Source organism: Micromonospora sp. NPDC049523, from assembly GCF_040676775.1.
Classification (GTDB): domain Bacteria; phylum Actinomycetota; class Actinomycetes; order Mycobacteriales; family Micromonosporaceae; genus Micromonospora_G.
The window spans coordinates 1-16,137 of sequence record NZ_JBFAPP010000017.1; the positions used below are offsets into that span (position 1 = coordinate 1).

The following is a 16,137-nucleotide window of genomic DNA, read 5'->3' on the forward strand; positions in this document are numbered from 1 at the left end:
CTCGGCGACATGCTCGGCGGCGACGACCCCGACTTCGAACAAGCCGAACTCCGCATCGCCCTCGGCCCCGCACTCGCCACCCTCGACGAACGCGAGCAGAAAATCCTCACCCTCCGCTTCTACGGCAACCTCACCCAATCCCAAATCGCCGACCAGATCGGCGTATCCCAAATGCACGTCTCCCGCCTACTCACCCGCGCACTCACCAAACTCCGCGGACAACTCAGCGAGACGTACTGAGCCTCGAGGGAGGGTCCGGTACAGCTAGACGCCGGATGTCAGGGGCCGGGCCAGTATTGGCCCGGCCCCTGACGCGTCGATTAGGACAGGTTGGCGGTGCCCCGGCGTAGGTCAGACAGCCAGCCGGAGGACGGTGTACGTAACCGCCGTCATCGGTCCCCGTCTGCCGTGATGCGTCGTTTGCGTGCCCGGGCGGCACGCAGGTTCGCGACGTTGCCGCACGTGGTGACGTCGTGCCAGACACCACTGCGATTACGCGAGGCGTCGTAGAACGCCGTACGGCAGTCCTCGTTGCGGCACAGCTTGATCCGCGACCAGGTGTCGGACTGCTGAGCGAGCAGCGTCTCCGACCAGAGGGCCGATGCCAGCCAGTCGGGGCCCCGCCCGGTCGGTACGGGTCGCACCACCCCGTCGGCTCCCGGCGCGAGCGTCACCGTGACTCCCGGCACCGCCTCCGCCGGAAGTTCTCCGCTGTCGACGAACCGCTCGAACGTCGCCCGCAGTCGACGCAGGGCGGCGGCGTCCTCGTCCGACAGCTCGCCTTGCGGCACGGCCACTCCCCGGACGGCCGCCCAGTGGCGGATGCTGCCGTCCCACCACTCCTGCGCGGACCCCCGCCCGGCCAACAGGTCCGGGGCGCCTTCCACGCTACGGGTATTGATCAACTCCTGGACCAGCGCGACGCCCGTATCGGCCGCGCGCAGCCCGTACCGGCCGGTCGCCATCCATGACATAAGCCAACCCTAGTTGGTTCTGTCGGTAGGTGCTACTGTTCTGACAGAACCAAACACATTTTGGTTCTGTCACGGCTGGGTGTCGATCTTCCGCACCCGATCCGTCCCGCGAAACCGCAAAGGAATCGACATGAAGATCCAGGACTCCGTGGTGTTCGTCACCGGTGGCAGCCGAGGCCTCGGCAAGGCGCTCGTCGACGAGGTGCTCGCGCGCGGCGCGGCCAAGGTCTACGCCACCGCACGGGACCCGAAGACGATCACCAACCCGAACGTCGTCCCGCTGCAGCTCGAGGTGAGCGACCCGGCCTCGGTGGCCGCCGCCACCGCACAGGCCCCGGACGTCAACCTCCTGATCAACAACGCCGGCGTCACCCTCGGCGCGGACTACCTCAACGGCGACCTGGCGGAGATCCGCCGGGAAATCGAGATCAACTTCTACGGACCGTTGCAGGTGACCCGGGCCCTCGCGCCCCGGCTGATCGCGAACGGTGGACACCTGCTCAACATCCACTCGGCGCTTTCCTGGTACGCGGCGTTCGGCGCGTACGGGGCGTCCAAGGCGGCGCTGTGGGCGATGACCAACGGCCTGCGGCAGGACCTGCACCCGCACGGTGTGGGCGTCACCGGGCTGCACGTCGGCTGGATCGACACCGACATGGCGACCCAGTGGGCGGCCCCGGACGCGCCCAGGTCCGCCCCGGCCGACGTGGCCCGGCAGGCGATCGACGGCGTCGAGGCGGGACTGCACGAGGTGCTCGCCGACGACTGGTCCCGTACGGTGAAGAGCGCCCTGGCGGCGGACATCACCACGCTCTACCCGCAGCTGGCCGAAAACGCGTGATCCGGGCGGTGCTCAACCCACTTGACGGCCGCTCGGGTAGTCGATGTCCAGTCGCCGCGCCACGTAGTCCCCCAACGAGGTCGCCCGGGGGATCTCCGGATCGTCGGTCGGCCCAGCGGGTGGATAACTCGTCACCCGCAGTTGCTCGACGAAGGCAGACAGCGGAGCGCCCGCCCGCAGACCCGCGGTGAGTGCGATGGACAGGGCCTCCGTCATGCCCGCCAGGGTGGAGCCCTGCTTGTCCACCGACAGGTGGACGTCGCTCAGCCGGCCGTCGGCGAGCACGGCCGTCACCAGATGCCCTTCGGTGCCGTCCACGACAAAACCGACGGTCGCTCCGGACCGTCGGCGCGGAACCCCCACCCTGGCGTCGAGCTGCACATCTGTCATGAAGTCCCCCTTGACGGCCCGCACGGGCTCGCGCCCGCCCCGATCCGCCAAACCGTAGGTGGCCCAGGGGCCGACCACCAGCACGACACGGCACCCATTCGTACGCGTGAACGAATGGGCGCCGTGTCTCGGGTCCACACCGGCGGTGCCGGGTACGGGCAATCCCGCCCCGTACCCGGCACCGGTCGGTCAGAGCTGCCGCACCCTGATGTTGCGGAACTCGATCAGGTCGTTGGTGCCGTGGTTCTGCAACCCGACGTAGCCGCTGAGGAACTGCCGCAGGTCGGTCGACGGGTCGCCCTGGCGGGACGACTGCTTGCCGGGTGTGTTGTCGAACTCGCTGATCACCACACCGTTGCGGATCATCGTGTAGTGCTGGCCGACCACGCGGACCTCGTAGTCGTTCCACTGGTTCTTCGGGGTCACACCGGCCTTGTCCAGCGTGTTCGGCGAGAAGTTGTAGACCGAGCCGGTCTTCTGCGGCTCACCGGTCTCGCCGTCGTAGATCTGGATCTCGTGACCGCAGTAGATCGCGACCCAGGCCTGCGAACTGCGGGCCGAGCCGACCGTGCCGCAGCTACCCGGCGGGCGCTGGTCCAGCGGCGTCCTCGGGTCCGGGAACCGGACGAAGATTCCGCTGTTGGCGCGGACGTTCTCCGGCGAGATGTCCCGGAACTGGACCTTGATCGAGTAGTCGGCGAGCTGCTGGTCCGCGTACCACAGCATGCCGAGGCCGCCGGAGCTGCGGATCGAGCCGTCAGGGCGCAGCGAGAACGACCCACTGGGTGCCTGACGCCAGCCGGCAAGCGACTTCGCCGAACCGTCGAAGATCGGCTCGTACCCGTTGGTGACACCGATCGGGGACTGCGCCCCGGCCCGGCGTAGCTTCGTCACCTCGCGGTTGTCGATGACATGCGCCGCGCTCAGCTCGGCGAGTACGCCGTCGAGGTGGCTGACGAACGCACCCTTGTTCGGCCAGGTGGTCTCGTCGTCGATCAGATCGTTGATCGTGCAGCCGCCGCCGGCCTGGCGGTTGGCCACCCCGGTGTCGGTGTCGAGCATCCAGACCGTCGGCCGGGCGTCGGCCGCGGCACAGCCGGCGTTGACGTCGATCTTCCCGGTGACGACCTCGCCGTCGGCGTAGGTCACCTTAACCGTCGCCTGGAAGGTGCCGTACCGCTTGTAGGTGTGCGTCGGGTGGGCCTGGGTCGACACCTTGCTGCCGTCGCCGAAGTCCCACTCCCAGGCCACGCCGCCGACCTTCGCGGCCGAGAACGCGACCGTACGGGGCTGGCTCGGCGTGACCGACTGCGCCGTGGCCAGGCTCGGGTTCGGGGTGGCCTGACCACCCTGGTAGGTGATCCGGATCAGCTTCTGGTTCTGGTGCAGGCTGAAGAAACCGCCGGCGTAGTCGAGCAGGTACAGGGCGCCGTCGGGGCCGAACTTCGCGTCCATCCAGGACTGGAGCTGGGTGGCGCCGCTACCGCCCTGGATGATGCTGCGCAGGTCCTCGGCGAAGGCCGGCGCACCCGCCTGTTCGACCTTGGTCGGGTCGACGGTGACGGCGATGCGGTTGTTGGAGTTGGACTGGTCACCGATGAACCACTTGTTGTCCCAGTACGCCGGCCACGCGACGCCACTGTTGACGTCGACCTTCGAACGCTGGTAGGTCGGACCGTCCATGATGGCCTGGCCGCCACCGCTCAGGTACGGCTGGGTGAAGGTCGACTGGTTGGCGACGTACGTCGGCAGGCCGCTGCCGTCGGTGCGCTTCGGGAAGACCGGGCCACCGCCCTGGGGCGAGTACCAGATCATGTTGTCCCGGGCCGGCGGGATGTTGACCAGACCGGTGTTGCGCGGCGACTCGTTCTTGAGGTTGTCGCAGTCGTACCAGCCGGTCAGTACCGTGGCGTCGGTGGTGCTGCGGTCCCGGTACGGCTGCCGGTTGCCCATGCAGTACGGCCAGCCCTGGTTGCCCGCCGAGGTGATGATCGTGGCGGTCTCGTACTTCGCCGGCCCAAGCTCCGGGCTCGGCGCACCCGCGTCCGGGCCGACCCACGCGGCGGTGAGCCAGTCGTTCACCGGGTCCCAGGCGATCCGGGCGATGTTGCGTACGCCCATCACGTAGATCTCCGGGCGGGTCTTGCCGCCGCCCTGCTCCTGGCCGGTGAAGAGGTTGCCCTCGGGGATCGAGTACGTCCCGTCGGCCTCCGGGTGGATACGGATGATCTTGCCGTTGAGGTCGTTCGTGTTACCCGAGGTACGGCGGGCGTCCTGGAACGAGGTGCCCTCGTACTCCTGGGTCCAGTTGTTGCCGGAGTAACCGTCCGAACCACCGGAGGAGTTGCTGTCACCGCTACCGATGTAGAGGTTGCCGGACTCGTCGAAGGTCATACCGCCACCGGCGTGGCAGCAGCTGTGGATCTGGGTGTCCCAGTGCAGCAGGTCCTTGCGGGTGCCCTGGTCGATCGACTGCTGGGCGTGGTTGTACGTGAACCGGGAAACCGTGCGCTGACCGATCCGCTTCACCCGGTCGATCGACTCGTGCGGCATCCAGTAGACGTAGAACCAGCCGTTGTCGGCGAAGTTGGGGTCGAGCGTGATGCCGACCAGGCCCTCCTCGTTCTTCACCAGTTCGCTGCCGCTGCCCCGGTTGCCCATCACCTTGAGCGTGGTCAGCAGCTTGACCTGCTTGTTCTTCGGGTCCCACTGGTGGATGGTGCCGCAGCCCAGGCCCACGTTCGGGTTGGCCCAGTCGGTGACCGGCCCGGTCGCGCAGGCGGCCTTGCCGATGTAGAAGACCTTGCCGTCGGGGGCGATGGTCAGGCCGTGCGGCTCGCCGATCTGGTCGAGCTGACCGGACTGGTTGGTCGCGGTCAGCCGCTCGATCTTGTAGTTCGAGGCGATGGTGGCCTGGCAGTCACCGCGTACCAGGCCGGTCGTCCACTGGAGGGCGCCGAGCAGGTGGCTGCGGAACTGCGTGTCGGTGGTGTAGCTGGCCTCGGTACGACCCATGCCGGTGTAGAACGACCGGCCGCCGTCGTAGTCGCGGCACCAGGAGATCGGGTGGAACGCGCCGTTGCCGGCCAGCCCCGGGTTGTACGACTTCTCCTGCACCTGGGCGATCGTGTGGACCCGACCGACCGGGCTCGGGTCCCAGTTCATCCACTGGTCGGACCGGGTCCAGTTCAGCGGCAGGCCCTTGTTGGCCGGGTGCTGCCGGTCGACCACGTCGACCACCGCCTGCTGCACGGTGTTCTCCGGTGCCGGACCCGCGTCCGGGCCGATCAGCCACAGCTCGGCGAGCTGGATCAGCGGCTCCCCGCTGTTCGCGGTGATGTTGAGCCGGTAGTACTGGTACGCCTGGGTGTTGGTGAACGTGTACTGCTTGGTCTGGAACCGTCCCTGGAACGTTTCACCAGTGCGGGTGTCCAGGTTCGTCCAGTTGTTTCCGTCCGCCGACCCCTGCAGGGTCCAGTCCTTCGGGTCGCGTCCCTGGAAGTCGTTCGCCGACGTCAGGGCGTACTGCGCGATCGGCTTGGGCGCGGCGAGCTTGGCCACGACCCAACCCGTCGGCGTACGGGTCAGCCACTTGGTGCCCGTCGAGCCGTCGATCAGGTTGCCCTCGCCCTCGTTGGGCGGGTTGGCTCCGCTGGCCGTGACGCTCTCGATGTCCTCGGCGTTCGGCAGGCTCGCCGCGGGGCGGGTGCCGATCAGGCCGGTGAACCACTCCGAGGTGGGCTGCGCGCGGGCGGCGTCGTGGATGCCGACGAAGCCGCCGCCACCCTTGACGTACGCCTGGAAGGCGGCCTCTTGCGCGTCGCTCAACGTGACCCCGTTGGCCGACAGGAACACCACGCTGCGGTAGCGGTCCAGGTTCTCGGGGGTGAAGACCGACGGGTCGTCGGAGTCGTGGACGAAGAAGCCGTTCTCGCTGCCCAGCTTGCGGATGGTGTTCACGGCCTTGGCGACCGGGTCGTCCTGCGACGCCGCCGGTCCGTGGAAGACCAGCACGTTGACCACCTGGCTACCCCAGGCGGGCGCCACCGCCGACCCGCCCACGCCCGGGTCGGGGGCCGCCGACACCGGTGTGGTCAGCAGGCCGAGCGTGAGCAGGGTGCCCGACGCGAGGGCGACCGCGCGACGGAACGGTCCGGCACCGAGACGCCGGGACCGCAGTACGCGGGCAGGTACGGGCAGGGGGTCGGCGGGGTCGGAACGGAGTCGTCCGACCGATCGGGACAGCTGGAAATGGCGTTGGGCCATTTCTCCTCCTCCAGAGGTACGGAAAGTCCTTCGGGTGGTGGGAAAGCTGGTCGGGGGTTGGGAACCGGTGCGACGGAGCCGCCGGTCAGCGGTGGTTGGTGTGGGCCGCCGGTGCGGCGGCACCCGGTGCTGGCGCGGCTGCGCCCTGCGCTGGCGCCGCGGGGGCACCCTGTGCCGGTGCGGTCGGCGTCGGGCCACCGTGCGGCGGCATCGCCCCGTTCTCGTCGAGAACGTGCAACATCGTCGCCATGCCCTGGTCCGAGTGGAACTGCATGTGGCAGTGCAGCATCCAGTGCCCCGGTCCGACCGAGTCACCGGCGACGATCTGCACACCGAAGGTGTCACCCGGGCCGAGTGTCTTGTTGTCGATCACCGGTATCGAGTCGACCAGGGCCTTGTTCTCCCCCGCGACCATGCCGGTACGGGTGTCCGCCCAGGAGTGCCCGTGCACATGGAACGTGTGCATGTCGTTGCCGAGGCCGATCACGATGAACTCGACCCGCTCACCGATCTTGGCGACCAGGCAGGTCGGGCCGGGCTGCGGGTTCACCGGATCACAGGTGTCCGCGTCCGCGCTGCGCCGCAGGTTGATGGTCTGCCGGTCACCGAAGGCCGTCACGTAGGTGCGGTCCGGCCTCGGATCACCCTGGCGGCGTACCACGAGACCGCCGAACAGCCCGGAGCTGAGGCCCTGGGTGCCGTGCGGTCCGCCGACCACGTGGTCGTGGTACCACCAGTAGCCGGCCGTGCCCTGCGAGGTGGCGCTGCGCGGCTTGGCGAACCAGATGTACGTACGCGAGCCGCCCGGCGGCACGAACGAGTTGCTGTGCGCCGTACCGTCGGACATCTGGGTGTACTTGACCCCGTGCACGTGCAACGAGACACCGATCGGATGCGCGGGATCGGTACGCAGTGCCTCCAGCGTCGCCGCCGGCACCTGGTTGTGCACGGTGATCGCCAGACACTCACCCTCGATCATCTCCATCGTCGGCCCCGGGTACGAGGCCGTCTCCGGCGTCAGTCCGTAGCCGAGCCGAACCTGGTTGGTCACCGGGTCCTTCGGCAGTTCCACCGCGTACATCTGGATCCGGCGGTCCGGCGCGATGCAGCCCTCGGGCCGCTCGGCCGACCGGGCGGCCGCACCGGCACCGGCACCGGCGGCCAGTTCGGTCGGCCGGGCGGTGGTGCCACCGGCGAGAGCCAGGCCACCGGCGCCGACGAGCGTCGCCACCAGGACTCCCACCACCATCACCGCCCGGCCCGCACTCGACCCGAGGAACCGGGTCGGCGACGCCGGACGGTCCTGCGGCGGATCGGCCGGTGGCGGCTGCACGAACTCACCTGTGTCGTTCAATTCCCTGTCCAAGGTCTTATCCAATCGCTGCGCCTACCACCGTCGACGGCGGCGGAAGGGGAGAGGACGGCTTGCGGTACCGGCGTCACGGGGTCAGCGGGGCGATCCGGATGTTGCGGAAGCTGGCGATGTCGGCAGCGCCGTGGTTCTGCAGGCCGACGTAGCCGGTCGCGTTCTGGCGTCCGGCACCGCCGGGATCGTCCGACCGCGGCGGGTCGAAAACGGCTCCGGGTACGTTGACGTACTCGTTGATCAGCACGCCGTTGCGGAACACGGAATAGTGCTGGCCGACGACCCGGATCTCGTAGTCGTTCCAGGTGCCCTTCGGGGTGACCTGTGCGCCGTCGAGGTCGACCCGGTCGAAGCCGTACACCGATCCGCTCTTGTACGCGTCGCCGTCGGTCCGGTCGTTGATCTGGAGTTCGTGGCCGTACTTGATGGCCACCCACTCCGGCCGGGACTCCGTCGGGTGCTGGTGCACCTGCGGGAAGCGGACGAAGACCCCGCTGTTGGCGCGGCCGTCACCCGGGGCGTCGTCGCGCCACTGCAGCTTGAGCGAGAAGTCGCCGTAGCTGCGGATGGGGAACCAGAGCATGCCCAGACCGTCGACGGAACGGCTGGTGATCGAGCCGTCGGCGTTGCGACCGAAGCCACCCGCGCCGACCTGCTCCCACTGCTTGAAGGAGGCGGCCGAGCGGTCGAGCAGCGGCTGGTAGCCCTGCTTGTCCTCGGCCTTGCCGACACCGGAGTCGCCGGCCGTGCGGATCAGCACGTTGTGTTCCTTGAGCAGGATGACGCCGCGGTGGTACAGGCGCTCGGCGATCGCGCGTACGTGGTCTACGAACTCGGCGTGCGTCGGCCAGGCCCGCTCGTCCTCGATCAGGTCGTTGATCGAGCAGCGGCCCTCGACGACCCGGTTGGCCACGCCGCTGTTCAGCGTGCCGGTCCAGACCGTCGGCCGGGTGTCGGTCACCTGGCAGACCGGCGCGGGCGGTGCGCTCTCCACGACCGTGAACGTGGTCGACGCGGTTCCCGAGGTGTTGCCCGCCCGGTCGGTGGCCCGGTAGCTGACCGTGTGCGCACCGACGGTGTTGACCGTGAGCGGCCCCGAGTAGACCGTGTAACCCCGCCCGTCGAGGGAGTACTCGAGGCGGTGGACACCGGACTCGGTGTCGGCGGCCGTGAGCGTGATAGTGGCACTGCCGACGTACGCCCAGCTTCCGTTCTGCTGACCGGTGATCGCGGCGTTCACCGTCGGCGCGGTGGTGTCCGGGTTCGGCGGCGTGACCACGGTGAACGCGACCGACTTCGGGGTGGAGGTGTTGCCGGCGACGTCCGTTGCCCGGTACGCGACCGTGTGCTGGCCGGGCTGGTTGACCGTCACGGGTGCGGTGTACTCCGCGTACGCCTGCCCGTCCAGGGAGAACTCGACCAGGTCGACGCCCGACTCGGCGTCGGTGGCGGTCACGGTCACCGTGGCGGCGCCGACGTAGGCGCCGGTGCCGTTCTGCGTACCGGTGACGGCGGCGGTCGCCTCCGGAGCGGTGGTGTCGGGGCTCGGCGCGCTGACCACCTGGAAAGCGGCGGACCCGACCGGTGAGGTGTTGCCCGCCACGTCGGTCGCCCGGTACGTGACCGTGTGCTGGCCCGGGGCGTTGACCGTCACCGGAGCGGTGTACTCGGCGTACGCCTGCCCGTCGACGGCGTACTCGATCAGCTCGACGCCGGACTGGGTGTCGGTGGCGGAGATGGTCACGGTCGCGGCACCGATGTAGGCACCGTTGCCGTCGCGGTCACCGGTGACACCGGCGCTCACGGTCGGCGCGGTGGTGTCCGGGTCCGACGTGCCGGCGACCTCGAAGGCGACGGACTGCGCGGCCGAGGTGTTGCCCGCCCGGTCGGTGGCCCGGTAGCTGACCGTGTGCTCACCCGGCTGGTGCACCATGACCGGCGCGTTGTACGCGGCGTACGGTGCGCCGTCGAGCGAGTACTCGACCAGTTCGACACCGGACTCGGCGTCGGTGGCCGACAGGGTCACCGTGGCCATGCCGACGTACGCGCCGTCCTCGTCCCGGTCACCGGTCACCGCGGCGGTCACCGTCGGTGCGGTGGTGTCCGGGTCCGGCGTGCCGACCACGGTGAACGCGGCGGACTGGACCGGGGAGGTGTTACCCGCCACGTCGGTCGCCCGGTACGTGACCGTGTGCTGGCCGACCGCGCTCACCGCGACCGGCGCGGTGTACGTGGCGTACGCCTGCCCGTCGAGGGAGTACTCGATCCGCTCGACGCCGGACTCGGTGTCGGTGGCCGACAGGGTCACCGTGGCCGTGCCGACGTACGCGCCGTCCTCGTCCCGGTCACCGGTCACCGCGGCGGTCACCGTCGGCGCGGTGGTGTCCGGGTCCGGCGGTGCCACCACCTCGAAGGCCGTGGACTGCACCGGGGAGGTGTTGCCCGCCACGTCGGTGGCGCGGTAGCTGACCGTGTGCTCGCCCGGGGCGTTGACCGTCACCGGAGCCGAGTACGTCCCGTACGGGCCTCCGTCGAGCGAGTACTCCACCCGACCGACGCCCGAGCCGCTGTCGCTGGCCGACAGGGTCACCGTGGCGGCGCCGACGTACGCGCCGTCCTCGTCGCGTTCACCCGTCACCGCGGCGGTCACCGTCGGCGGGGTCGTGTCCTCGCTGCCGCCGGTCACCACGAGCAGGCCGGTCATCGCACCGTGCCCGGGGATGGCGCAGAAGTACCGGTACGTGCCGGGGGTGAGCGTCACGTCGACGGTCCACCGGCCCTGGTTGCTGTCGAACGGGTCGGCCAGGATGTTCACGTTGACGTCGCTGTTGTACGCCGGGTTGCCGGTGTCGAACGTCAGGGTGTGCTGCATGCCGGTGGTGTTGCCGGTCGCGGCGCTGTTCTCGAAGACGAGCGTGGTCGCACCCGCGACGGCGGTGGTGGGTACGGAGGCATAGGCCTGGAAGTTGTTGTTCGCCGTCCAGGTGAGCACCTGCGCCTGTAGTTGCGGGGCCGACGCGGGCGTACCGGGCGTGCCCGAGGCGGTGTCGACCGGTTGGGCGTTCACCGGTACCGACGCCAGTGTGGAGCTGACGAGGAGGACGGCCGCTGCCGCAAGCACCGTCATCGGGCGGCGGAGCCGACCCGTGGTACGCCGGGTGAGCCGGCGCAGGCGACTTGGCGAACCACGTCGCACAGGGATAGTTGGCATGTCGCGTTTGCCTTTCGCGAGTCTTCCGTGAACGTGCGGGTGTTCCCGTCGGGGTTTCCGCGAGGGTCGATGGATGCCATGGCGGCAGACGGCAGCCTCGTCCGGCCCGCACTGCTGGAACCGGCGTGGCTGATGCCACCCGGTCCGACATGTGGACAGACGGGGTCTGAGGTCTGGGACGAAGTGGACGTTGAGCGAGGTCGGACCCGCGACCGGCCCAGGGCCGTCCGCGTGTCACCGGGCGTGGAGGTATGGCGTGGTAGCGGGCATGGCGCGCGCCGCCGCGCCGGTTCGGTCTGCGGGCAACACCGACCCCGGGGATTGCCTCTCCCCTGGTCGGACGGTGAGCTAACCGCGCCGCCGGTTACCTCGACGAAACATCTTGATGTTGACCGACACTAACGGGCTTAGCATCAACGTGTCTACATCTTTCGACAGGATTGGCCGCACTTTCATCCGCTGCGACAAAAGACCCTGGTTGATCACCTGCGCCCCACCGCCCGACCGCGCACCGCGAGCCTCGGATCACCGCGCGCGACGGCCAGCCGCTTGCGGGGGTCCGGGCGGCGGGTTCAGAAATACGTGTGCAAGACGTCCACGATGGTGTGTCCATCGTCGACGACCGGGATGGACCGCCACTTGTCGAACGCCGTACACGGGTGGGAGATGCCGAAGCAGATCAGGTCTCCGGGGGCGACCTGCGCGCCGGGCGCCACGTCGAGGTAGGCGTGGTGGTCGTTGAGGCGGGTCACGCTCAATCCGGCGGCGGGGTCGACCACGCCGGCACGGCGCCGGATCCGCAGCGGCACCGGCAACCCCTCGTCGTACGGGGCGTCGCGCTTGCCCATGCCGACGATCGCCAGCCCCGGCTCCGGGGTGGAGGTCACCTGCGCCCAGAGCTCCAACGCCGGTTTCAGAGCGGTGTCGCCCGGCAACCGGTGGAACGGGGTGTGGTCGGCGTAGAAGCCGTGGTCGTGGGTGACCGAGGCGCCGCTGCGCAGCACCACCCGGAGCTGGTGACCGGGTAACCAGTCACCGCCGAGCCGATCCGCCACCACGTCGAAGTACGCGCTGCCACCGGCGCTGACGATCACCTCTTCGGCGAGCAGGCCCCGGCCGGCCAGCTCGGTGACCGCCTCCCGGGTCCGGTCCAGGTACGCCGCCACGGCGGTCACGTCCGGCAGGCCACCCTCGTACGCGGTCACGCCGTCGAGCCGTACCCGAGGTGCCGCGGCGGCCGCCTCGGCGACCTCGACGAGCTGCTCGACCGTGCGGCAGCCCGTACGTCCGCCGGGGTGTCCGAGTTCGACCAGCACGCGCAGGGGTGTCCGACCGGGGTGGTCGGCGAGCGCGTCGCCGATCGCCTCGACACCGGCGACCGAGTCCACGAAGATCAGCGCCTCGAAACCGCGGTCGAGTTCACCGGCCAGCCAGCGCAGCGGCACCGGGTCCAGTAGCTGGTTGGCCAGGAGGACCCGGGGCAGCCCGAAGGCGCGGCCGGCGAGCAGTTGGTTGGCGGTGGCCAGGGTGACCGCCCAGGCGCCGGCGGCGAGCTGCGCGGCGAACAGGGACGGTGCCATGGTGGTCTTGCCGTGCGGCGCGAACAGGAAGCCGTGCCGGGCGCAGAAGGCTGCCATCGTCGCGATGTTGTGCGTGACCGCGTCCCGCCTTGCGACCAGTACCGGCCAGGTGACCGCGCCGCCGAAGAGGTGGTGACCGGCCGCGGCGAACTCGGTGTCGGGTACGGGCGGGCCGGGTTGCCAGAACCCCTTCGCCCGCCAGTCGATGACTCGCTCGTCGAACGGGTCGTGCCGCACGGGCCCTCCCACAGGTTCGGATGTGGCTCGCTGATGGACGCACAGCCTGCCCGATCAGGTGCGCGTCGTCAACGGCTTGACGGGAGCGAGGCAGAGACAGCAGGCTATCGGCGCCCCTGTCTCAACGAGCTACTTCCGAACCTGGAGGACCGATGGTGATCGGTCTCGTCATCCACACCAGCCACCGTGCCGTGTTCGAGGACGCCGCGCGCACGCTGGCCGGGGTGAACCTCGAGTGGGTCGTCTACGAACACGAGGACGAGGTCCGCGTACGTGTCGACCGGCTGCTCTCCAGCCAGCCTGTCGACGGGCTGCTGCTCGGCCCCGTCCCGTACGCGAAATGCCGCCACCTGCTCCCCGCGGACCTGCCGGTGGCCATCCTGCGCTCGGCCGGCCTCGACCTGTCGCTGGCCCTGTTCAAGGCGGTCGCCCGGGGGTGGCGCCCCACCCCGGTCAGCATCGACACCTTCGACGCGCAGACGGTGGACGAGGTCACCCGGGCGTTGGACCTGGACCCCGCCCAGGTGAGCTGCCTGCCGTACGACCCGGAGCAGAGCGTGGCGGGCATCGTCGCGTTCCACCGCGAAGCCCTGGCCCGCACCGGAGCCGACTACGTGATCAGCCTGCGTACGGCGGTAGCGGCACAGCTTGGCGGGGATACGCCCGTGCTCGGTGGCCTGCCCGGACCGGCGACGCTCCGCGCCCAACTGCACGAGCTGGCATTGCGGGTGCAGTCCAAACAGGCCAGCGCGCTGCGTTTCGCCGCCGGTGTTTTCCTGGTCGCCAAGGCCGGGCCGCAACTCGACCTGGACCGCGCCCGGGTGGGCCTGATGAACCTGCTGCTGAACACCCCGGAATTCGCCGACGCGTGGATCGAGAACCGGGGCCGGCGGGGCGTGGTGGTCTTCGCCCACCAGGCGCTGTTCGAGAAGGCGACCAGCAGCTGGGTGTCGCTGCCGGCGCTGAGCCAGGCCCTCGAGACACTCGGGATCCGGGTCGCCGCCGGCTTCGGTGTCGGTGCGTCCGCGCGCAGCTGCGTGCACCTGGCCGAGCGGGCGGCCAACCGGGCCGAACAGGAGGAGTCGCCGAGCGCGTACCTGATCGAGGACGGTGGCGTCATCATCGGCCCGATGAGCCCGGCCGGCGCGGCACTGACCTTCACCTACCGGGAGCACGGCGAGGAGTTGGAACGGCTGGCCGGCGAGGTCGGGCTCAGCGCGGCGACCCTGTCCCGGCTGGCCGCCATCGAGCGCGGCCAGATGGGCCGGGCCATCTCCCCCAGCGACCTCGCCCAGCAGCTCGGCATCACCGACCCGAGCGGCCGGCGCCTGATCCGCAAGCTCGGCGACTCCGGACTGGTCGAGGTGGAGGGCAGCACGCAGGTGCACCGCAAGGGCCGTCCCGCCCGGCTCTACCGGCTGCGCATCGGCGCCGCGATCGAGCGCCCATGAGCGGGCCCCTGCGCTGGGATCTGCTGCTCACCGGCGGGGATCTGCTCGATCCGGGTAGCGGCCGCAGCGGTCGGTACGACATCGCCGTACGGGACGGGCGGGTCGCGGAGGTGGGCGTCTCGCTGCCGAGCGCGGGTGCCGCCGAGGTGGTCGACGTGACCGGCCGGCTCGTCACACCGGGGCTGGTCGACCTGCACACGCACGTGCATGGGGGCGCGACGTACTGGGGCATCGACCCGGACCCGGTCGCCTGGCACTGCGGGGTGACCACCTGGGTCGACGCCGGCTCGGCCGGTGCCTACTCGTTCCCGGCGCTGGCGACCGCCACCGCCGGGTACGCGGTACGGGTGCCCGCGCTGCTGAACATCTCCGCCGTGGGGCTGATCGCACCGGTCGGCGAGTCGCGCGAGCTGGCGAACTGCGATGTCGAGCTGGCCGTGGCGACCGTGCGGGCGTACCGGGGAACGATCGTCGGGATCAAGGTACGGATGGACCGGCACAACGTCGGCGTCCACGGCACCGAGCCGCTGCGCCGGGCGGTGGAGGTGGCTCGGGAGTGCGGGCTGCCGGTGATGGTCCACATCGGAGCGGCGCCGCCGTCGATCGCGCAGATGCTGCCGCTGCTGCGGCCGGGTGACCTTCTCACGCACTGCGCCAGCGGGATCGCCGCCGGTCCGACCGGGCTCGATCCGGCGGCGAAGGAGGCGTACGAGACCGGGGTCCTGTTCGACGTCGGGCACGGCTCCGGCGGGTTCGCGTTCGACGTGCTGGAGGCGCAACTGGCCGCCGGCATGCCGCCGCACACCGTCTCCACCGACCTGCACAGCCGTTCGCTGCACGGGCCGGCGTTCGACCTGCCCACCACCATGGCCAAGATGTTCGCCGCCGGTCTGCCGCTGGAGCAGGTGGTGGCGGCGACGACGATCGGGCCGGCCCGCGCGCTCGGCCTGACCGATGGTGTCGGCACGCTCGCGCCGGGCGCGCCCGCGGACATCGGGGTGTTCACCGTGGAGCACGGCCGCTTCGAACTCGTCGACGTGCACGGGCAGCGCCGTACGTCGCCGCTGCGCCTGGTGAACGAGGCGACGTACCGGGCCGGTCGGGTGCTGCCACCGCGCCTGCCGGCGCCCGTACCGCCGTGGGTTCCGCTCACCGGCGCCCAGCGGGAGGCCCTGCGCCACCGCGAACGCGCGGTACGCCAACTGCTGACCTCGCCCCTGGTGGGTCCGGACGGGCTCGCCGAACAGTTCCCCCGACACGGAGGTTGATCGATGCCGAAGAAGGTGATCGTGGCTGACCGGGCTGCTCCGCCCGGCGGTCCGTACTCGCATGCGGTGGTGGCGGGTGACTTCGCGTACCTCGCCGGTGCCTGCCCGGTGCACCCGGACGGAACCTGGGTCACCGGCGACTTCGTCGAGCAGGCACGGGCCGCGTTCACGAACCTGGCCAGGGTGGCCGAGGCGGCCGGCGGCACCCTCAGCGACGCCGTACGGGTCGGGGTCTACCTGCGCGACTTCGCCGACTTCCCGGCGATGAACGAGATCTACGTGGAGTTCTTCGGCACCGAGAACCTGCCGGCGCGTACCACCCTGCCGGTGGCGTTGCAGGGGTTCGACATCGAGATCGACGCGGTGCTGTACCTGGGCGAGTGATCCCCGGTCCCCCACAGCCGCCGCCCCCGCAGCCGCCGGGCGGCCTGGTCAGCATGCCCGTAGACCCGCTTTCACCTGCGAAAACGTGGCTTGACGGAACACCTCGGGGAGCCCAACCTAGGGGACATCGATACCGACCTAATTACGAACCTGGCTCGTTATTCGAGGG

At 70.1% G+C, this 16,137-nt stretch carries 11 protein-coding genes; 5 read left to right on the forward strand and 6 right to left on the reverse strand.

The annotated features are described in order from the left end of the window. Positions 1 to 240: sigma-70 family RNA polymerase sigma factor (locus AB0J90_RS24665; RefSeq protein ID WP_363599534.1), on the forward strand; the 240-nt coding region annotated here is incomplete at its 5' end. A gap of 149 nt (positions 241 to 389) precedes the next feature. Here the strand turns inward: AB0J90_RS24665 and AB0J90_RS24670 are convergent. Further along, a complete protein-coding gene (locus AB0J90_RS24670) occupies positions 390 to 974 on the reverse strand; it encodes a CGNR zinc finger domain-containing protein (protein WP_363599536.1) in 585 nt (194 codons plus the stop codon). 130 nt (positions 975 to 1,104) lie between these two features. On the opposite strand from AB0J90_RS24670, the gene AB0J90_RS24675 reads away from it, so the two are divergent. After that, positions 1,105 to 1,815, forward strand: coding sequence for an SDR family oxidoreductase (locus AB0J90_RS24675; RefSeq protein WP_363599538.1), 711 nt, complete (start codon positions 1,105 to 1,107; stop codon positions 1,813 to 1,815). A gap of 12 nt (positions 1,816 to 1,827) precedes the next feature. Here AB0J90_RS24675 and AB0J90_RS24680 read toward each other — a convergent pair whose 3' ends face one another. The 5 genes from AB0J90_RS24680 to AB0J90_RS24700 form a co-directional block, all read right to left on the reverse strand. Beyond that, a complete protein-coding gene (locus AB0J90_RS24680; protein ID WP_363599540.1) occupies positions 1,828 to 2,205 on the reverse strand; it encodes a hypothetical protein in 378 nt (125 codons plus the stop codon). A 189-nt stretch (positions 2,206 to 2,394) separates the two neighbouring features. Beyond that, entirely contained in the window at positions 2,395 to 6,471 is a 4,077-nt protein-coding gene (locus AB0J90_RS24685) for a ThuA domain-containing protein (RefSeq protein ID WP_363599542.1), read from the reverse strand. An 85-nt stretch (positions 6,472 to 6,556) separates the two neighbouring features. Continuing rightward, positions 6,557 to 7,804: a multicopper oxidase domain-containing protein gene (locus tag AB0J90_RS24690; RefSeq protein WP_363599544.1), complete on the reverse strand. Its 1,248-nt coding sequence runs from the start codon at positions 7,802 to 7,804 to the stop codon at positions 6,557 to 6,559. Between the two features lie 106 nt (positions 7,805 to 7,910). Beyond that, positions 7,911 to 10,904 (reverse strand): family 16 glycoside hydrolase, encoded by a 2,994-nt coding sequence (locus tag AB0J90_RS24695; RefSeq protein WP_363599546.1) that lies wholly within the window; start codon positions 10,902 to 10,904, stop codon positions 7,911 to 7,913. Between the two features lie 716 nt (positions 10,905 to 11,620). Continuing rightward, on the reverse strand, positions 11,621 to 12,865 hold the full coding sequence (locus AB0J90_RS24700; protein ID WP_363599548.1) for an alanine racemase: 1,245 nt from the start codon (positions 12,863 to 12,865) through the stop codon (positions 11,621 to 11,623). A gap of 152 nt (positions 12,866 to 13,017) precedes the next feature. On the opposite strand from AB0J90_RS24700, the gene AB0J90_RS24705 reads away from it, so the two are divergent. The 3 genes from AB0J90_RS24705 to AB0J90_RS24715 are packed head-to-tail and all read left to right on the forward strand — an operon-like array spanning position 13,018 to position 15,968. After that, entirely contained in the window at positions 13,018 to 14,316 is a 1,299-nt protein-coding gene (locus AB0J90_RS24705) for a helix-turn-helix domain-containing protein (RefSeq protein ID WP_363599550.1), read from the forward strand. Then, positions 14,313 to 15,584: an amidohydrolase/deacetylase family metallohydrolase gene (locus AB0J90_RS24710; protein ID WP_363599552.1), complete on the forward strand. Its 1,272-nt coding sequence runs from the start codon at positions 14,313 to 14,315 to the stop codon at positions 15,582 to 15,584. Before AB0J90_RS24705 ends, AB0J90_RS24710 begins: the two co-directional genes overlap by 4 nt. A 3-nt stretch (positions 15,585 to 15,587) precedes the next feature. Then, positions 15,588 to 15,968: a RidA family protein gene (locus AB0J90_RS24715; RefSeq protein WP_363599554.1), complete on the forward strand. Its 381-nt coding sequence runs from the start codon at positions 15,588 to 15,590 to the stop codon at positions 15,966 to 15,968. The last annotated feature ends 169 nt before the right edge of the window (positions 15,969 to 16,137 follow it).

Coding starts and splice junctions, on each gene's coding strand:
- AB0J90_RS24670 (WP_363599536.1), bottom strand. CDS start 974: ATGTCATGGATGGCGACCGGCCGGTACGGGCTGCGCGCGGCCGATACG.
- AB0J90_RS24675 (WP_363599538.1), top strand. CDS start 1,105: ATGAAGATCCAGGACTCCGTGGTGTTCGTCACCGGTGGCAGCCGAGGC.
- AB0J90_RS24680 (WP_363599540.1), bottom strand. CDS start 2,205: ATGACAGATGTGCAGCTCGACGCCAGGGTGGGGGTTCCGCGCCGACGG.
- AB0J90_RS24685 (WP_363599542.1), bottom strand. CDS start 6,471: ATGGCCCAACGCCATTTCCAGCTGTCCCGATCGGTCGGACGACTCCGT.
- AB0J90_RS24705 (WP_363599550.1), top strand. CDS start 13,018: ATGGTGATCGGTCTCGTCATCCACACCAGCCACCGTGCCGTGTTCGAG.
- AB0J90_RS24710 (WP_363599552.1), top strand. CDS start 14,313: ATGAGCGGGCCCCTGCGCTGGGATCTGCTGCTCACCGGCGGGGATCTG.
- AB0J90_RS24715 (WP_363599554.1), top strand. CDS start 15,588: ATGCCGAAGAAGGTGATCGTGGCTGACCGGGCTGCTCCGCCCGGCGGT.